The organism is Risungbinella massiliensis (genome assembly GCF_000942395.1).
Taxonomy (GTDB): domain Bacteria; phylum Bacillota; class Bacilli; order Thermoactinomycetales; family Thermoactinomycetaceae; genus Risungbinella; species Risungbinella massiliensis.
Window position 1 is genome coordinate 435,490 of record NZ_LN812102.1, and the last position, 16,340, is coordinate 451,829.

Sequence of the window (16,340 nt, forward strand, 5' to 3'; positions counted from 1 at the left end):
GAGTGTTTGTTATGTTAGACGTTATCATTATTGGATCTGGACCTTATGGAATTTCGTTAGCTGCTCATGGCGTGGCAAACCAATTAGATTATAAACTATTAGGTTACCCAATGGATTTTTGGAAGAACCAAATGCCACAGGATATGTTTATCCGTACTCCCCATGATTTCGTAAGTTTTTCCGATGCACGAGATGAACTAACCATTCATCAATTTGCTCAAGAAACGGGAACCGAATTGGTTACCCCTCTTCCCCGTCCCATCTTTGTAAAATATGCCATGTGGTTTGCGAGAAAATCAGGAGTTGAGTTTACTCCAGAATTAGTTACCTCCGTCCAATCTCATGGAGAACACTATGAAGTGATCACCGAAAGCGGGCAAACGTTCACTACCAAAAATGTGATCATTGCAACAGGAGTCGAACACTACAAATACATACCTGAAATGTTCAAAAACCTTCCAAGTTCCTTAGTGTCGCATACATCGGGATATCTAAACTTTACACAGTTTAGCGGAAAAACAGTTGCAGTGATCGGTAGTGGACAAAGTGCGTGGGAAGCAGCAGGTCTCTTATACCGTAAAGGCGCTAATGTGGAGTTGATCTATCGACGAGAGTCAGCCAATTATGCGGGCGGAATCGCAGATGAAATTGCTCTTCGAGATTTGGGAGATGTATTTTATCAATTGCCAATCCAAGAAAAAGAACCAGAGTGGGGGCAATCTCCAGAGAGTGTAGCACATTTTCTCAAACCATATGTAGATGGCATTGTGCCTGTAACAGGTGACACGACAATTCTAAAAGCGGAAGAAACAGAAGAAGGAAAGCTACGGTTGCACTTGTCTAACGGCTCCCAACGAGAAGTAGATCATGTTATATCAGCTAGTGGTTTCAAGATCAATGTAGAGAAAGTTCCCTTCTTTCAACAAGATCTTTTAGAGAGAATTACACGAGAACAGGGATATGACCAATTCCCTCTACTAAATGAAACCTTTGAATCTAGTGTACCTGGACTCTACTTTGCTGGACCTCTATCCTCACATAGCCATGGACCTACATTCCGGTTCATCCTAGGTTTAAGAAAAACAGCATTTACCATCATACCAGCGATCTTGAACAAAATAATTGCTACTAAATAAAAAGGTGGTACAACCCATGTTTTGGACTGTCTTACAAGATTTTTTCTCCATTGCACTAGAACTTACTCTTTTGTTTATTGGAATCTCGTTTCTTATCAGTCTCATTCAAGGATTCATCCCTTATCATAAAATCCAGAAGTTTTTACAAGAGAAAAATAAAGGACTGGGCATTCTAGCTGCCCTCCTCCTTGCTTTCATCACTCCCTTTTGTTCTTGCTCTACCATTCCTGTCGTTGTCAACCTACTAAATAAAAAGATCCCTTTTGGAATTGTGATGGTCTTTCTCTTTTCCTCTCCAGTATTAGACCCGACCATTATTACCTTGATGGGAGCTATGTTAGGAGTAAAAGTTGCTGTAGCTTATACCATCATTACCTCCATCCTTTCCGTTGCCATCGGTCTTATTTTAGAAAGATTAGGATTTGAAAAACATGTGAAGAAAGTCGTGATGTCTGGATACCAAGAGAAAGAAACCAAGTTTAGTTTAAAAGGTGCTTTCTTGGATACAGTCGATTTAATGAAAAGCGTCTACCCATACCTTTTGATTGGAGCAGCGATTGGTTCTGTCATCCATGGTTATGTACCAGAAGAGTGGATCGCTTCTGTATTTGGTGGAGATAATTGGTGGCTCGTTCCAGTGGCAGCCATTATCGGAATCCCTCTATATATTCGACTATCTACCATGATCCCTCTATCACAAATTTTAGTTGCCAAAGGAATGGCAATGGCTCCTGTCATGGCACTTATGATTAGTTCCGCAGGTGCGAGTTTACCAGAGATCACGCTACTCAATTCAATTTTCCGTAAGAAGTTGGTAATTGCATTTATCGTGTCCGTGATTAGCATGGCGACTCTATCTGGATTCTTGTTCTACTTCATTTAAAGGAGGTGAAAAAGATGTCTTTGTTCAAAAGCCTATTTGCTAAAAAACAAGAGGAACAATCTTGCTGCAATATTCAAATTGAAGAGATTCAAGTAGATGAAAAAGAATGTTGCGAAAAAGAAGAAGCTACTACCTGCTGTTCGAAGTAATAATGAAAATGCCCTCATAAATCTCAAATGAGGGCTCTTCCTGTAAGGAATATAAGAAAAAGGAGCTACTCGTATATGGAGAAAGTGTTTGACTGTGTTGTGATAGGAGCAGGACAGGCGGGATTAGCAACTGCTTATCATTTACAAAAACAGCAACTAGAGTATCTTGTTTTAGAGGCAAGTGATCAAACTGCTGGTTCTTGGCCTAGTTATTATGACAGTCTCACCTTATTTTCTCCGGCACGTTATTCTTCCCTTCCGGAATTTCGATTTCCAGGAGATCCAGATCATTATCCTACCAAACAAGAAGTTGTTTCCTATCTTACCGAGTATGCTACCCATTTCCAATTTCCTATTCGTACTAATGAAAGAGTCATTGAAATAAAACAAGATCATCTTTTCCAAATTCATACTTCGTTAGGCAACATATTTCATGCAAAGACCGTAGTATCTGCAACGGGAGCTTTTGCTTACCCATATATACCCGATCTCAATGGAATCCACCTATATCAAGGAACGATGATCCATTCCAGTCAGTATCAAAAACCAGAATCATTTCAAGGTCAACGAATCGTTGTAGTAGGGGCTGGAAATTCGGCAGTTCAGATTGCATTCGAACTCTCTACTATGTCCAATGTCTCCCTGGCTACACGTAGTCCGATTTCCTTTATGCCACAGCGTGTCCTAGGGAAGGATGTGCACTTTTGGCTAAAAATAACGGGGATAGATTGGCTTCCCTTAAAAAAATGGCTCTCGATGACAAATGGAGTACTAGATACAGGGATTTACGAAAAAGCCATTTCTAAAAACAAACCAGATCGTAGATCTATGTTTACCTCTTTTACGGAAAATGGCGTTCTATGGGAAAGTGGCAAAGAAGAGAAAATAGATACCATTATTTTTGCAACTGGATATCGCCCGAATGTGAGCCACTTAAAGTCACTTAACACGGCGATCGACTCCATGGGTAATCCGATACAGAACAACGGAGTAAGTTCAACTGTTAGGGGTCTATATTATGTAGGATTAGAGTGGCAACGTTCTTTTTCTTCGGCGACTCTTCGAGGTGTGGGCACAGATGCAAAGTATATAGTAAAGCATATTAGACAATTCATTTAGGAGTAAATCCAAAATGGGGGAAACGAAATGGATTTATTGATTCGGAAAGCTACTTCGCATGATTTACAACAAATTTGTACGATTTACAACCAGGGAATAGAGGATCGGATCGCTACTTTAGAAGAAAACCAAATCTCTATCCTATATGGAACAATGGTTTGCAAATCATACAGAGCGATATACGGTTTTGGTTGCGGAGAGTAATGAGAAAATCTTAGGATGGGTTGCATTAAACCCTTATTCTCACCGATGTGCTTATGCGGGAGTTGGGGAACTATCTGTCTATATTGATCGATTTTCTCGTGGAAAAGGGGTAGGAACTGCTTTGCTTCAAGCTATAGAAGCACATGCTAAAGTGCATGGTTTTTATAAAATTGTTCTCTTTACTTTTCCATTTAACTCATTAGGTCAAGGTTTGTATAAGAAACAGGGATTCCGAGAAGTTGGAGTTTTTCAAAACCAAGGTAAATTAGATGGTAAATTTGTCGATATAGCGGCAATGGAAAAGTTAATTAAATAGTGCCACAAGGAGCATTGGATTATAAACCGTAATTTGTCCAATAAATAATAAGTGACTTAAGAACCAAATAGGAGCTTAAGTCACTTATTATTTATATTCAACGCATAGAATTGGCTAATTTCTTGGAGCCCAAAGCATTACACCTACACCAATTAAACAAATTACCGCACCAATCCAATCATATAAATCAGGAGTTTTTTTATCGATTCCCCAACCCCATAAAACGGAAAGGATAATAAAAACTCCTCCATAAGCTGCGTAAACTCGACCAAATGAAGGAAAGGATTGAAAAGTAGCAATTACTCCATATAAAGCTAGAGCAACCCCACCAAAAATTCCCCAGTGAAAAGGTTTACCTTCTCTTAACCATAGCCAGATAAGATACCCTCCACCTATCTCAGCCAATCCTGCAAGTAGGAACAATAAAATAGCTTGTAACAATGTTCTCGTTCTCCCTTATTTAGGGTTTTCTCTAACAAAAATCGAGTTTCTAAAGATGATTAAATCTTTCCATCTTTAGCAAACTGTTGAATTCTAGCTTCGATTTCATCCCGTACCCGACGAAATACTTCCCACTTTTCCTCATCGGTTCCTTGAGCACGTGCAGGGTCATCAAATCCCCAGTGGGCACGTTTTTTATCTGGAGGTGTCATAGGACATTTGTCATTCGCGTCTCCACACAAGGTGATGACAACATCTGCTCGGTTCAATAGCTCTGGATCAATAATGTCAGAGGTTTGATTGGAAATGTCTACTCCTTTTTCAGCCATTGCTTTTACTGCTTTTGGATTTAATCCATGTGCTTCAATGCCTGCGCTATATACCTCATAGTGATCTTGTAAATATTTCTTTCCAAATCCTTCAGCCATCTGGCTTCTGCAAGAGTTTCCAGTACATAGAAAGTAGATTATTTTTTTATCTGCCATTTGTAACGCTCCTTTAGGAAATGAGAATCAACCAAAGATAGAGACCAGTTAAGGTGATAAGTAGTGTAGGGATCGTTAATATGATTCCCATCTTAAAGTAAGTTCCCCACCCAATCTTCACTCCTTTTTGGGAGAGAACATGGAGCCATAATAAAGTAGCTAATGAACCAATCGGGGTAATTTTCGGTCCTAAATCAGAACCAATCACATTGGCATAAATGAGCGCTTCCCGCATCATCCCTGTTGTGTCTGTAGCTTGAATTGCTAACGCATCAATCATTACGGTAGGCATATTGTTCATGATAGAAGAGAGAATCGCTGCTATAAATCCAGTTCCAACCGTTGTGAAATAGAGTCCTTGTTCCGTCGTCCATGTGAGCACTTGACTCAGAGCATCGGTTAGACCAGCATTTTTTAGTCCATAAACTACGACATACATCCCGATAGAAAAGACGACGACTGTCCATGGTGCACCTTTTACCACTTGCCAGGTTGAGATTACAGGACTTCTTCGAGCCGCAATAAGAAAGATGATTGCTGCGACTCCTGCTACCAGAGATACTGGAATACCTAATCTTTCACTAAATAGATAACCAGCAAGTAGCACCACCAAAATGATCCAAGTAAGTTTAAATAATTTTAAGTCTTTAATTGCTTGAATAGGAGACTGTAATTGGTTGGCATCATACTCTCTGGGGATGCTTTTACGAAAGTATAGGAAAAGAACTAATAAACTTGCTCCTAAGGCAAAAAAGTTGGGAATAATCATACGAGTGGCATACTCTACAAAACCGATCCCAAAGTAATCTGCAGAGACTATATTCACTAGATTGCTGACAACAAGAGGAAGGGAAGTAGTATCTGCAATAAATCCACTTGCCATAATGAAGGCGAAGATCATCTTTTCTTCAAATTTCAGTGCCCGTACCATTGCTAATACGATCGGTGTTAAGATAAGAGCCGCACCATCATTGGCAAAAAATGCTGCAACTGCGGCACCTAGAAGTACGACATACACAAACATCTTTCGACCGTTGCCGCCAGCTAAACGCACCATATGAAGAGCAGCCCACTCAAAGAAGCCAATCTCATCCATAATCAAGGAAATAAGGATAATGGCAACAAATGCTAATGTAGCGTTCCAAACAATTCCGGTAACGATCCACACATCAGAAATACTAACGACTCCTAAAATAAGAGCTAATATCGCTCCGCCACTGGCTGACCAACCAATTGACAATCCTTTCGGTTGCCAAATAACGAAAACTAATGTAATGACAAAAACCAAAAAAGCTAAAACAGATAAGGTAGACATCGACTCACTCCTCGAAGATTATTCGCAGATAACCTTCAAACCACTCGCTTTTAGTTTTTCAATCTGATCAGACAAATCCGGAAGAGACTTCAAGAACTCTTGAAAGAATGGATAATCCTCACCGTTTAGAGAGTAAATAACCCATTGTCCACTTCGACGTTCTTTAATCAACTTCACTTGTCTGAGCTTCCGCATATGTTGAGAAACTGCTGGTTGAGTAATTTGAAGAATCTCTACTAACTCACATACACAAAGATCTTCTACCTTTAATAGGGAAAGAATGTGTAAGCGTGTTTTGTCACCTAATGCCTTATGGCAATCGGCTATCTGTTCTAAATCGAACATGACCATCACCTCATATATATATAATCATATGCTTATATGCTTATCAAAGATGAAAGCATGTTTTTTATATCATGTACGAAACTGGATTTTTATATCGATTTTATACAACCAGTAGAAAATAAAATAAAGAGTGACCCTTTGAAAACATATTCGTGACTTATAGAGTAGAATTAGCTTTTTGGCTTCGTATAATGTATTTCTCTAACCGTTTGTGGAAGAAGGATATTTGATAATGACATTTATATGGGTTTCTACTTGCAGGTTTTGCGGAAATGGTGGCGGATTATGACAAAGGTATACTTAGCAGGAAAGATGGCCAAGAACGATTGGAGACTAATATTTTTGATCTAAGAGATTATGACTCAAATGAATATCTAAAGTAATTCCTTTAAAGCCTCCCTTCTATCATCTTATCCTTGCACGATACCAACCAAATTTATCTCTGTGATAGTGATAAGCATAGATCCATTTAAAATCAGGAGCTAGTGACAGTCCATTTAGATATTCCCAAACTAAATTTCGAACTGTTTACATATTCGTGAAAAGAACTAAGAGTGATTTGTCATGACACCAAGGGTATGTTTTAATATTGGTTTCATGTGTTATCTATACAAAGATAACATTTCAACTAGTTAGTAATAAGTGAATGGAGGATTATTAGTTGGGATTATTGGAACGATTAGTAAAAAAAGAATCTCATGAAAAAGAGGAAGGTCTCACAGAAATCTTAGATGAAATGCTGAATATCCATAATAGATTAGAACAATTAGACAACCAATTTGTTCAGCTTAAAAAGGTGGATCAACAGCTGGAAGAAGCAAATTCTATGAAGCATTCCGCCTTGATGGTCGCAAATAAGCTAGAAGAGATCTATAGAGATGTTCAACTAATTAGTCAAGCAATACGAAATGACGATAATGAATTGCGATCCTATATCCAACAACAGGTAAATAAAATCGAATTCATTGAAAAAAATTCTCTGGATGAGATAAAAAAGTATGGAGAGCAAATCAGGGCTGAGATATCTATGGACCACCAAAATAAGATGACCGATTTGAAAGAGTCCTATGACCAGCAACAATTGACTCTACAACAACTTGAAAATCAATTACAAACTTGGAATGAGAATCTACAGAAGGAACAAAAAAAACAGAAGGCTTTTCAAGAGTCCATTGATGAGCGTCAATTAGCTTTACAACAACTCGAAAATCAAATACATACTCACAATGAAAAGGTACAAGCAGAACAAAAGAAAAAGGAAGAAGAGCTAGCAGAATTAAGAAATACACTTTCACAGAAAGAAAAAATTTGGCAAAGTCAAATGAAGAGAAGAGATGTTATATTCGCTTCAGCTTTCCTATTGTTAACCTCTATTTCGCTATGGGCATTATGGAATTAACAAAAAGTTAAAATCAAAATTTCAAGGATACTTATCTTGTGTTCCAATTATCATTAAAAATACTAGCCTATCTCACTAAGAATAGGCTAGTATTTTTATATTTTGTTATCTATCTCAGCACGTCATTCATCTATTGAAAATGCCTTTAGCCACTCTTATATACCTACAGTCTCACTAAAAGAAGGTGAGTCTCAATCTCTTAATTAGTTATTCATTAAATCCCTCTTCGAAATTGTTTTATTCTATTTTGTAATGCTTTTTCATGGGACTAAGGTGTACAAATATCCGCCTTGGTAGAGAAAATAATTCTTTCTGTTTATACAAAAATCCGCTCAATGAACGTTAAAATGCACATCTGGGTACTGAACTTTTAACTTATCTAGGATAGAAACGTTCCCTTGTTTCAAATGCTTATCAAAAAAGGCAAGACTAAATTTGTTTATGATCTGGTGTACTTGTCGTGGTTGTTCATTTTTGTTGGGGAGCAATGGGGAGAATAGATGAAAATCGGTAAAACTCATATGGCTCGTATGCGGAATGATAAGAGATACTCCACCATTAGCTAATGCATTTTTCCATCTTCGTCCCATTTCATTCCAATTATTTTCATATTCTTTTCGCGTTTTTCCTGTCTGCTTGATTGCCAAGTCCACTGTTTCAAAATACTTCTTTTTGTCTACACTCTTTTCCGCATGCATTTGCATAAACGGTTTTCCAAGCCCTTTTTCTGGTATTGGGGTACCATACAGAGTACCATCCATATTAATTGCGGCTTTTACACGTGCATCTTTCCATAGCATTTGTACAGCAGTAGCCCCACCATACGAATGTCCAAACATGCCAATCCGATCTATATCGATTCTGCCAGTAAACAGCCCTTGTGGATCGTTTTGATTGATCTTGTCTACTTGATCCAGAACAAAGGATACATCATCAGTCCAAAGCTGTATATGTTCATCTAATTTAGGGAAACCAGATAAATTCGCAAATTTGATTGAAGCTACACGACCATCAGGATATACAGTTGCTGCAGCGTCAAAAGTGTGATCAATACCTATTACGATATAGCCATGACTAACCAATTCCTCTACTTGAAATGTATTTTGATTACGGAATCCTGTCAGTCCATGGGAAAAAATTAACACTGGAAAACGTTTCTCCGAATCTGACAAATTCGCATGGAGGTAAGCATGTGTTTTGACAAGTCCCAAATGACTGAAAATAGTAGGTGGAATAGACAGTGCGCGTTTTAGTCCTTCTGTGATTTCCGGAACATTTTGGATATACGGTGTTTTTGTCGTGGGATCCGGCTTGTCCGTAGGATACCAAATTTGTACCATTAACTCGCGTTTGTCATTTGGATTTTCTGTATAGTCTTCTGATCGTTTTTCATCGATCCAATGATAGCTTGTGGTTCCTACTAGGTAAGGGCCAGTCGTCTTTTCGAATTCGAATACAGGTAAGACGATGGGCAAAGTGACCGAAAGCAACAAATATACTGTTAGTAGTAATGCTTGAACCGTGCTTTTTATTCGACTTCTAACATTTTTCGTCTGTTTTTTAACAAAAGATAGCAAAGTCATTATGAGTGGTGTCAAATAGGCGGGAATCATTTGCCAGCGTCCACCTTCCACCGCTATTTGGGTTATGACCAAACTGTAGGCAACAGACAAAAATAAAATGGATAACCATCCACCTTTTCGTTTTCCGAATACAAACCAGATTAGAAAGGAAAAGTTAATAACAATTAAAGACATTTCCCAAAATCGCATAAGGTTCTCCTTTTTCAGTAAAAATATATAGATATTATAACAATAGTATTTTATTCTGAATAAATTTATTTCACTTAGCCTTCTTAAATCAAAACAGCCGGTCACACCCTAAACGTGGTGAAAACCGGTTATTTTCGTATCCAAATCTTTACCATTTTAAATTTGTGTTTTGCTGGAGGTATCCATAGGTAATATTTTGCTAACGGAGCAATTTAATTTAATCAAAAATAATTGGTAGATCAATCTAAATTAAATTGTAAATTTGTATCAATCTTCGAAAAAATAAAATGCGTCACAGTTTGAGCTAATGGACTAACAGTATCAATAAATTCCTCTGCCTTAGCAAACGTTTCAAAATGCATTTTAAGCATATAACAAGCTTTACCTGCAATTCGATAACAGAATTCTACGTTTGGAAGTTTCTCTATATACTTTTTAAAAGAGTTATAGTCGCCATTTTTAACCGTTGCTTCTATAATGCATTGAATTGGTAATCCTAATTTCTCATGATCTACTTCTAAGGTGTATTTTTTTATCAATCCAAAAGACTCCATTTGTCTTACTCGTTCCGTTACGGATGGGGAAGACAAGTTTACTCTTCTTCCAAGTTCACTCATTGTTAATCGGCAATTATGATGTAATTCATCCAAAATCTTTTTATCCATTTTATCTATTTTCATTTTTAAGCAAATCCTTCCTATATTCGTTAACTGTTTAAATCATTTCTTGTTTATTCGTTTTTGATTTAATGTTAATTAGCTATATTCCCTTTTATAATGAATATAACAAGGAGGGACTTTATATGGCAAGAATTGTGGAATCTAGTTTTGGAGAAACACCTTTTCAAAGACTATTAGGACACAACAAAGAAGTGATGGAAGCATGGTCTCACTTAGGAGGCATGTTAGAAAAAGATGCCTTACTCTCTTCCAAATTAAAGGAACAAGTAAGGCGGACATTAGCACAAAGTAATGGCTGTGAGTATTGTAAAGCAAAAGGAAAACCTGACCCTGATCAGTTTGATGAAAAAATATCTCTTGCTGTAGGATTTGCAGAAGTATTTTTGAAACAAAAGGGGGATCTATCTGATTCCATATTTAATATATTGAGAGAATCTTTCACCGAAGAGGAAATAAGTGAACTATGTGCATTTATTGCCTTTACCACTGCTTCCCAATATTTTGGTGCCATGATGAAATTAGAGGCATAAGAAGAATAGAGAGTTAGAACAGTATTAAAATACAGTTCCCTATTCTATGAGTAGTCAAAATGGGCCATTCAATGAACAAGCGAAATGGTTGAAAAATAAACCCCAATTTCTCAATGATATAAATGAGTAATTGGGGTTTTTATTGAATTTGTACGCTCCATCCTACTATATCTACCGTTAATCCGATGAAGCCTCTCCCTGGTTCTATGAAACGTATAGTAGATCTTGCTTCTACTGGTTATTCCTATTGAACCAAGTAGATAGTTTTTCTTAATTCCTAGTTGAACTAAATTCATCGTGGGCTCTAAAAGTTAATTAAGCAAAAGTTTTCGGAAAATTAACCAAATGTTTAGATTTCCCTTTTAAAATATAATTAACTGTTTTTTCAAAACACAAAATGTCTATAAGCAATTTAATGCCAAAGACGGATTTTCCTCATTATGAATTCCAACTATGTTTAAACAAAGGAGTACAACATGTGCTAAAGCGAAAAATATTGATCATTTGTTTGTTAATCAGCATTTGTACTTTCCATTCATTCACCGTTTTTGCGGAAGAGTCTATACCAAACATTCGAAATCCCCAAGAATTGCAGAAGTTTGTAGATACATTTTTTCAACAAAACCTAAAGACAAATCATGTTCCAGGAGCGGTCATTTCCATCGTAAAAGATGGGAAAATCCAGCTAATGAGAGGCTACGGTTACGCGGATCTGGAGAAGAAAATACCAGTGATTGCAGATAAAACGGTATTTCGCGTAGGTTCCATTGCCAAAAACCTTACAGCCACTGCCGTCATGCAACTGGTTGAACAAGGAAAATTAGACTTGCATAAGGATGTCAATCATTATTTAACAGATTTGAAAATGGAGAATGGTTTTCAAGAACCGATAACACTCCATCATTTGTTGACACATACAGCTGGCTTGGATGAGTGGGTCTATGACGTACAAGCGATGAATCCAAATCAACAAAAAACACTAGCAGAATACCTATCTCATTCTCAGCCACATCCCATTCGCCCTCCAGGGCAAGAAGCGCAATATAGTAACCATGGATTTGGGATTGTAGGAAGAATCTTAGAGGAAACAACAGGAAGATCATTTGAAGAATATATGCAGGAGTTTCTCCTTCAACCGCTCAATATGAAGCAGACTAGCTTTACATTGAAAGACCAACTCGTTCCATATCTCGTGAAAAGTTATCAATATATAGGAGACAAACACGAATCAATCCCATACACCTATCCCCATATTCTATCTGCCGGATTTCTCCATACGAATGCTCCCGATATGTCGAATTATATGATTGCCCATTTACAAAATGGAAAAGGGGAAGATACACGCATTTTCTCTGAACAAACAGCAAAGTGGATGCAAACAACCCACTTTACCAAACATCCGAAACTTCCTGGTATTGCATACGGATTCTTTGAATCAGAACAAAATGGAATACGAACGATTTTTCATGATGGCATAATTGAGGAATCCACTTCTATGATCTATTTGGCTCCTGACCAAAACCTGGGGATCTTTATCTCCACGAATGGTGGAGGAGGAAATTCATTAATCAACGAGTTCATCTCACAATTTTTCGATCACTATTACCCAACAAAGACCAAAATCCAACCTGCTTCATTCAAAACGAAGTTGGAAGAGCTGAAACAATTTGATGGAGCTTTTGCACCAAATCGATACCCTCACCATAGGTTTGGTAAATTTATGAAATTTATGGGAGAAGAACTTCTGGTCACTGCTCTAGATGACGGTAAAATATCAGTAAAAAACGGATCATCAGGCACAGAGAAACAATTCATAGAAATTGATTCAGGACTGTTCCAAGAAATAAATGGAGATGGCGATGGACGAATCTATCTGACGAAAACAACGGATGGAGAGAAACTATTTACCGGAGACCCTATGGCTTTTGATAAATTGGAGTGGTATGAACGGGGTTATTTAGCTAAGTATTACTTTTTTGGCGCTTCCATTTCCTTTATCCTTACAGGTCTGCTATTTATCTTTGGATGGTTGATTCGCAAGTGGCGCAAAAAGACCAGTCATTCCATCGTCTCTAAATTCCGCTGGCTAGCATGTACTATGTGTCTATTAAATGGAATTTTTATCGTTATCACGCTTCAGGCTGTGTCCAACCTAGCATTTGGGCTCCCTTCATGGTATGTCCACTTCGTTTGTTCTCTTCCGTTTGTCTTATTTATCTTAGCAATAGGGCTTTTTGGTCTTTTGTGGAAAATAATGAGATACATAGAGAGCATCTGGATTCGATCAGTTTATTGCACACTTGTTATCTTGGGTCTTACTTATCCCCCATTCTTATATTATTGGAACTTTTTAAGCATTCACTACCCTTTGTAATCAAGAATACGCTGGAGATCCAATGGATGTCCTAGGGTATTATCATTTGTATAGAGAACAAATGCAGCTAAAAAAACTCTTCGACGATGATCTATTATTTCTATCTCCTAGTACAATGGGTGAGAGAATCAACAATAAACTTTATTACAGGAAGAGAAAATTCAAGTGAAGGAAATAATATAAAAAGTACTTTGATGAAAATAAACTATGTTCCCCCTTGTCCATTGAACAAAGGAGCGCGGTCCCCAGACAAACTACCTTGATAAAACGAGTTTAGAGATCAGTCAGAGATTATATTGTAGATGGTTTGTCCCACTACTCGTACGTACGAGCGCTGGGTTTCTATTACCACAGGAGGATGAAATGAATGAATCGCCAACCAGAACCACGACTGTTTGTTGCTGTTCCGTTACCTAATTTAGTAAAACACCAGCTTGCTAAATGGATAACGAGTAAGAAATCAGAATGGAAGTTTAGTAAATGGGTGTATGAGCAAGATCTTCATCTTACTTTACATTTCTTAGGAATTACGACAGATCAGCAAATGAAAGAGATTATCCCTGCCTTACAAGAAATCGTGAAGAAACAAAATTCTTTCACACTAGAATTAGATGAACTTGGTACTTTTGGAAGAACCGAGCAACCCAGAATCTTATGGGCAGGAGTAAGAGGAGAGTTACATCAACTTAATCTTTTGCAAAAAGAGGTAGTAACAGCCCTTTCTTCCATTGGATTCCCAGCAGAAGATCGTCCATACCGCCCCCATGTCACTCTAGCGAGAAAATACCAACAAGATCATTTCCCTATTGCTCAGTTGAATCAAGATTATCTTGGGGAATTATCAGATAGGAAATGGACTGTTCAAGAGATTGTCCTGTATGAAACCAAGCTAGGACAAAAGCCGATGTACCATGTGGTCTCTTCTTTTCCATTTTCAACTTAGTCAACATAACATATAAAAGAAGCAAAGCCGATTCCTTTAGCGTTACAGGAAATCGGCTTTGCTTTATGTAGAAAAATCGCTTAGCGTATCAAATTCGCATTCTGTTAGTTAGACCCCAATTAACCTAACAGAAAGAGATAACATACTCATATTCAACCGAGCATGGTAATGACCAACATACAGTTCATCTCAAGCAACTTGCTGACTCGTCGGATATCTTCAGAAGTGAATAGCTTTATTCTAAAGTTCATATTACAATATGCAGAAAACTATGGTATTGGAGCATACGATTTGAAGATACAAATGGTATTGGAGCATGAAATTAGTAATGAACTAACAGTAAATATACAAACATTATTAGCTGAATGTTTTCTAGATAGCTATCCAAAAAGAACTTATTTTAAACAAATCCCTCATTTTAGATTTCTAACATTTAACGAGGAAAATTGCCTCGTAGGACAGGTAGGATTAGATTATAGAGTGATGAATCTTAACGGAAATCCGGTGAGAGTGCTGGGTGTGATTGACTTATGTGTTTCACAAAACTTTCGTTCAAAAGGATTAGGCTCACTGTTACTTTCGGAAATAGAAATGTTCTGTGAAGAGCGCAATGTTGATTTTTTACTTTTATTTGCAGGTAATAAATCATTGTATTTACGAAATGGTTATAAATCCGTAAAAAACAAGTGTAAGTGGTTAAAAATCGATGAAAAAAATCAGACTACTTTTGGTATAGGTCATAAAGTAATGGATGAATTGATGATGAAGGAAATTGGTCAAATAAGTTGGAATGAGGGAGACCTTGATTTCCTAGGCTACCTTTATTAACTGGTTAATGTGGTATCTATTTCGAATACTAGTAACAACATTATTACCCCAGTACTGTAAACTAACAGTGGCAAAATCCTCCCACTCCTTCTTCCCTGTGCGTAAAAAGAGCCCTAACTCTATGTTTAGAAGAGTTAGGGCTTTTTTTGTTTATTAGTTAAACGATTCGACTATTCACATGAAAAAAACTACCAGAAATCCAATTTTTTATGGAGAACTCAAAGGTCTTTTATTTTGATCGGAGTTATTCCTTGGACTCCCTACCACAATTTGATTCTAATGTCTCTCTTCACTGTTCTTCTCCCAATGAGCAACTTGTACTCTAACCCGTGGTGCCACTTCTGTACCTAATAGCTCAATGGCCTTCATGACATCTTCATGTGGCATTGATCCAACTGGGACATGCAGCATGAACCTTGTTACCCCTACATTCTTACGCAGATGAATAATTTTTTCTGCAACTGTTTCTGGATCCCCTACATAGAGTGCTCCCTCAAGACTTCGTGCCGAATCGAAACTTGTCCGGCTGTAATGCCCCCAGCCACGCTCCCGTCCAAGTTTATTCATAGCCTGCTGGGTGGAAGGGAAAAACTTATCAGCAGCTGTCTGAGTATCCTCTGCAATGAAGCCATGGGAATGGGATGCAACCTTCAGCTTGGATATATCATGTCCTGCATGTTCTGCTGCTTTTTTGTAAAGCTGTACCAGCGGAGCAAAATGTAGCGGGCTCCCCCCAATGATCGCAAGGACTAACGGTAGACCAAGCAGTCCTGCACGAACGACAGATTCCCTATTGCCCCCGCTTCCGATCCATACAGGCAATGGATTCTGCACCGGTCTTGGATACACACCCAGGTTCTGAATGGCGGGACGATGCTTGCCACTCCAAGTTACCTTCTCGGACTTTTGAAGTGTTAATAGTAAATCTAATTTCTCATCAAACAACTCATCATAATCGTTTAAATCATAGCCAAACAGTGGGAATGATTCGATGAAAGATCCCCGTCCTGCCATGATTTCTGCCCGTCCATTTGAGATTCCATCCAGTGTGGCGAAATCCTGAAAGACACGTACAGGATCATCTGATGAGAGAACTGTTACTGCACTTGTAAGGCGGATTCGCTTCGTCTGGGAGGCGGCTGCAGCCAATACGACAGCAGGAGAAGATGCTGCATAATCTTCCCGATGATGCTCCCCCACACCGAAGACATCCAAACCTACCTGATCAGCAAGGACAATCTCCTCGACTACTTCACGCAGTCGCTGTGCGTGGCTTATGACATTTCCGGTATTTACGTCTGGTGTTGTTTCTACAAAGGTGCTTATACCTATTTCCATTGACGTTTCCTCCTGCTATCTTTTTCATGACAGTTTCAAAACTGACTAGTTAATCTTTATTGAATAGTCACCTCCTATTTTAA

Annotated in this window: 16 protein-coding genes and 1 pseudogene; 10 read left to right on the plus strand and 7 right to left on the minus strand. The window is 38.0% G+C overall.

The annotated features are described in order from the left end of the window. The first annotated feature begins 11 nt into the window (after window positions 1–11). The 5 genes and pseudogenes from VJ09_RS02605 (at window position 12) to VJ09_RS02620 (ending at window position 3,807) form a co-directional block, all read left to right on the plus strand. Window positions 12–1,136 (plus strand): NAD(P)-binding domain-containing protein, encoded by a 1,125-nt coding sequence (locus VJ09_RS02605; RefSeq protein WP_044640117.1) that lies wholly within the window; start codon window positions 12–14, stop codon window positions 1,134–1,136. A gap of 16 nt (window positions 1,137–1,152) precedes the next feature. Beyond that, window positions 1,153–2,019 carry a permease gene (locus VJ09_RS02610; RefSeq protein WP_044640118.1) on the plus strand — a complete coding sequence of 289 codons (867 nt, stop codon included), beginning with the start codon at window positions 1,153–1,155 and terminating at the stop codon, window positions 2,017–2,019. Between the two features lie 14 nt (window positions 2,020–2,033). Next, on the plus strand, window positions 2,034–2,168 hold the full coding sequence (locus VJ09_RS18940; protein WP_267904253.1) for a hypothetical protein: 135 nt from the start codon (window positions 2,034–2,036) through the stop codon (window positions 2,166–2,168). Window positions 2,169–2,243: 75 nt separating this feature from the next. Continuing rightward, window positions 2,244–3,287, plus strand: a complete 1,044-nt coding sequence (locus VJ09_RS02615) for a flavin-containing monooxygenase (protein ID WP_044640119.1) — start codon at window positions 2,244–2,246, stop codon at window positions 3,285–3,287. Window positions 3,288–3,314: 27 nt separating this feature from the next. Beyond that, a pseudogene (locus VJ09_RS02620) lies at window positions 3,315–3,807 on the plus strand (arsinothricin resistance N-acetyltransferase ArsN1 family A). 114 nt (window positions 3,808–3,921) lie between these two features. Here VJ09_RS02620 and VJ09_RS02625 read toward each other — a convergent pair. Genes VJ09_RS02625 through VJ09_RS02640 form a run of 4 tightly spaced genes read right to left on the minus strand, consistent with a single transcriptional unit; the run spans window position 3,922 to window position 6,393 of the window. Continuing rightward, window positions 3,922–4,248, minus strand: coding sequence for a YnfA family protein (locus VJ09_RS02625; protein ID WP_044640120.1), 327 nt, complete (start codon window positions 4,246–4,248; stop codon window positions 3,922–3,924). A 59-nt stretch (window positions 4,249–4,307) separates the two neighbouring features. Further along, on the minus strand, window positions 4,308–4,733 hold the full coding sequence (arsC, locus tag VJ09_RS02630) for an arsenate reductase (thioredoxin) (protein ID WP_044640121.1): 426 nt from the start codon (window positions 4,731–4,733) through the stop codon (window positions 4,308–4,310). Between the two features lie 13 nt (window positions 4,734–4,746). After that, window positions 4,747–6,048, minus strand: coding sequence for an arsenic transporter (locus tag VJ09_RS02635; RefSeq protein WP_044640122.1), 1,302 nt, complete (start codon window positions 6,046–6,048; stop codon window positions 4,747–4,749). An 18-nt stretch (window positions 6,049–6,066) separates the two neighbouring features. Then, on the minus strand, window positions 6,067–6,393 hold the full coding sequence (locus VJ09_RS02640; protein WP_044640123.1) for an ArsR/SmtB family transcription factor: 327 nt from the start codon (window positions 6,391–6,393) through the stop codon (window positions 6,067–6,069). Window positions 6,394–7,054: 661 nt separating this feature from the next. Here VJ09_RS02640 and VJ09_RS02645 point away from each other — a divergent pair. Further along, a complete protein-coding gene (locus tag VJ09_RS02645) occupies window positions 7,055–7,792 on the plus strand; it encodes a coiled-coil domain-containing protein (RefSeq protein WP_044640124.1) in 738 nt (245 codons plus the stop codon). Between the two features lie 332 nt (window positions 7,793–8,124). Here VJ09_RS02645 and VJ09_RS02650 read toward each other — a convergent pair whose 3' ends face one another. Then, entirely contained in the window at window positions 8,125–9,564 is a 1,440-nt protein-coding gene (locus VJ09_RS02650) for an alpha/beta hydrolase family protein (RefSeq protein WP_044640125.1), read from the minus strand. 239 nt (window positions 9,565–9,803) lie between these two features. After that, window positions 9,804–10,244: an Lrp/AsnC family transcriptional regulator gene (locus VJ09_RS02655; RefSeq protein ID WP_044640126.1), complete on the minus strand. Its 441-nt coding sequence runs from the start codon at window positions 10,242–10,244 to the stop codon at window positions 9,804–9,806. Between the two features lie 122 nt (window positions 10,245–10,366). Here VJ09_RS02655 and VJ09_RS02660 point away from each other — a divergent pair, with 122 nt between their 5' ends. The 4 genes from VJ09_RS02660 to VJ09_RS02675 all read left to right on the plus strand — a co-directional run bounded on the left by VJ09_RS02660 (window position 10,367) and on the right by VJ09_RS02675 (window position 14,919). Beyond that, window positions 10,367–10,774: a carboxymuconolactone decarboxylase family protein gene (locus VJ09_RS02660; RefSeq protein WP_044640127.1), complete on the plus strand. Its 408-nt coding sequence runs from the start codon at window positions 10,367–10,369 to the stop codon at window positions 10,772–10,774. Window positions 10,775–11,252: 478 nt separating this feature from the next. Further along, a complete protein-coding gene (locus tag VJ09_RS02665; RefSeq protein ID WP_044640128.1) occupies window positions 11,253–13,148 on the plus strand; it encodes a serine hydrolase in 1,896 nt (631 codons plus the stop codon). 367 nt (window positions 13,149–13,515) lie between these two features. Continuing rightward, on the plus strand, window positions 13,516–14,091 hold the full coding sequence (thpR, locus tag VJ09_RS02670) for an RNA 2',3'-cyclic phosphodiesterase (protein ID WP_044640129.1): 576 nt from the start codon (window positions 13,516–13,518) through the stop codon (window positions 14,089–14,091). A 291-nt stretch (window positions 14,092–14,382) separates the two neighbouring features. After that, window positions 14,383–14,919 carry a GNAT family N-acetyltransferase gene (locus VJ09_RS02675; RefSeq protein ID WP_044641539.1) on the plus strand — a complete coding sequence of 179 codons (537 nt, stop codon included), beginning with the start codon at window positions 14,383–14,385 and terminating at the stop codon, window positions 14,917–14,919. A gap of 276 nt (window positions 14,920–15,195) precedes the next feature. Here the strand turns inward: VJ09_RS02675 and VJ09_RS02680 are convergent, their stop codons facing one another. After that, window positions 15,196–16,257 carry an LLM class flavin-dependent oxidoreductase gene (locus VJ09_RS02680; protein WP_044640130.1) on the minus strand — a complete coding sequence of 354 codons (1,062 nt, stop codon included), beginning with the start codon at window positions 16,255–16,257 and terminating at the stop codon, window positions 15,196–15,198. Between the last annotated feature and the right edge of the window lie 83 nt (window positions 16,258–16,340).

Coding starts and splice junctions, on each gene's coding strand:
- VJ09_RS02605 (WP_044640117.1), top strand. CDS start 12: ATGTTAGACGTTATCATTATTGGATCTGGACCTTATGGAATTTCGTTA.
- VJ09_RS02610 (WP_044640118.1), top strand. CDS start 1,153: ATGTTTTGGACTGTCTTACAAGATTTTTTCTCCATTGCACTAGAACTT.
- VJ09_RS18940 (WP_267904253.1), top strand. CDS start 2,034: ATGTCTTTGTTCAAAAGCCTATTTGCTAAAAAACAAGAGGAACAATCT.
- VJ09_RS02615 (WP_044640119.1), top strand. CDS start 2,244: ATGGAGAAAGTGTTTGACTGTGTTGTGATAGGAGCAGGACAGGCGGGA.
- arsC (WP_044640121.1), bottom strand. CDS start 4,733: ATGGCAGATAAAAAAATAATCTACTTTCTATGTACTGGAAACTCTTGC.
- VJ09_RS02635 (WP_044640122.1), bottom strand. CDS start 6,048: ATGTCTACCTTATCTGTTTTAGCTTTTTTGGTTTTTGTCATTACATTA.
- VJ09_RS02640 (WP_044640123.1), bottom strand. CDS start 6,393: ATGTTCGATTTAGAACAGATAGCCGATTGCCATAAGGCATTAGGTGAC.
- VJ09_RS02650 (WP_044640125.1), bottom strand. CDS start 9,564: ATGCGATTTTGGGAAATGTCTTTAATTGTTATTAACTTTTCCTTTCTA.
- VJ09_RS02655 (WP_044640126.1), bottom strand. CDS start 10,244: ATGAAAATAGATAAAATGGATAAAAAGATTTTGGATGAATTACATCAT.
- VJ09_RS02660 (WP_044640127.1), top strand. CDS start 10,367: ATGGCAAGAATTGTGGAATCTAGTTTTGGAGAAACACCTTTTCAAAGA.
- thpR (WP_044640129.1), top strand. CDS start 13,516: ATGAATCGCCAACCAGAACCACGACTGTTTGTTGCTGTTCCGTTACCT.
- VJ09_RS02680 (WP_044640130.1), bottom strand. CDS start 16,257: ATGGAAATAGGTATAAGCACCTTTGTAGAAACAACACCAGACGTAAAT.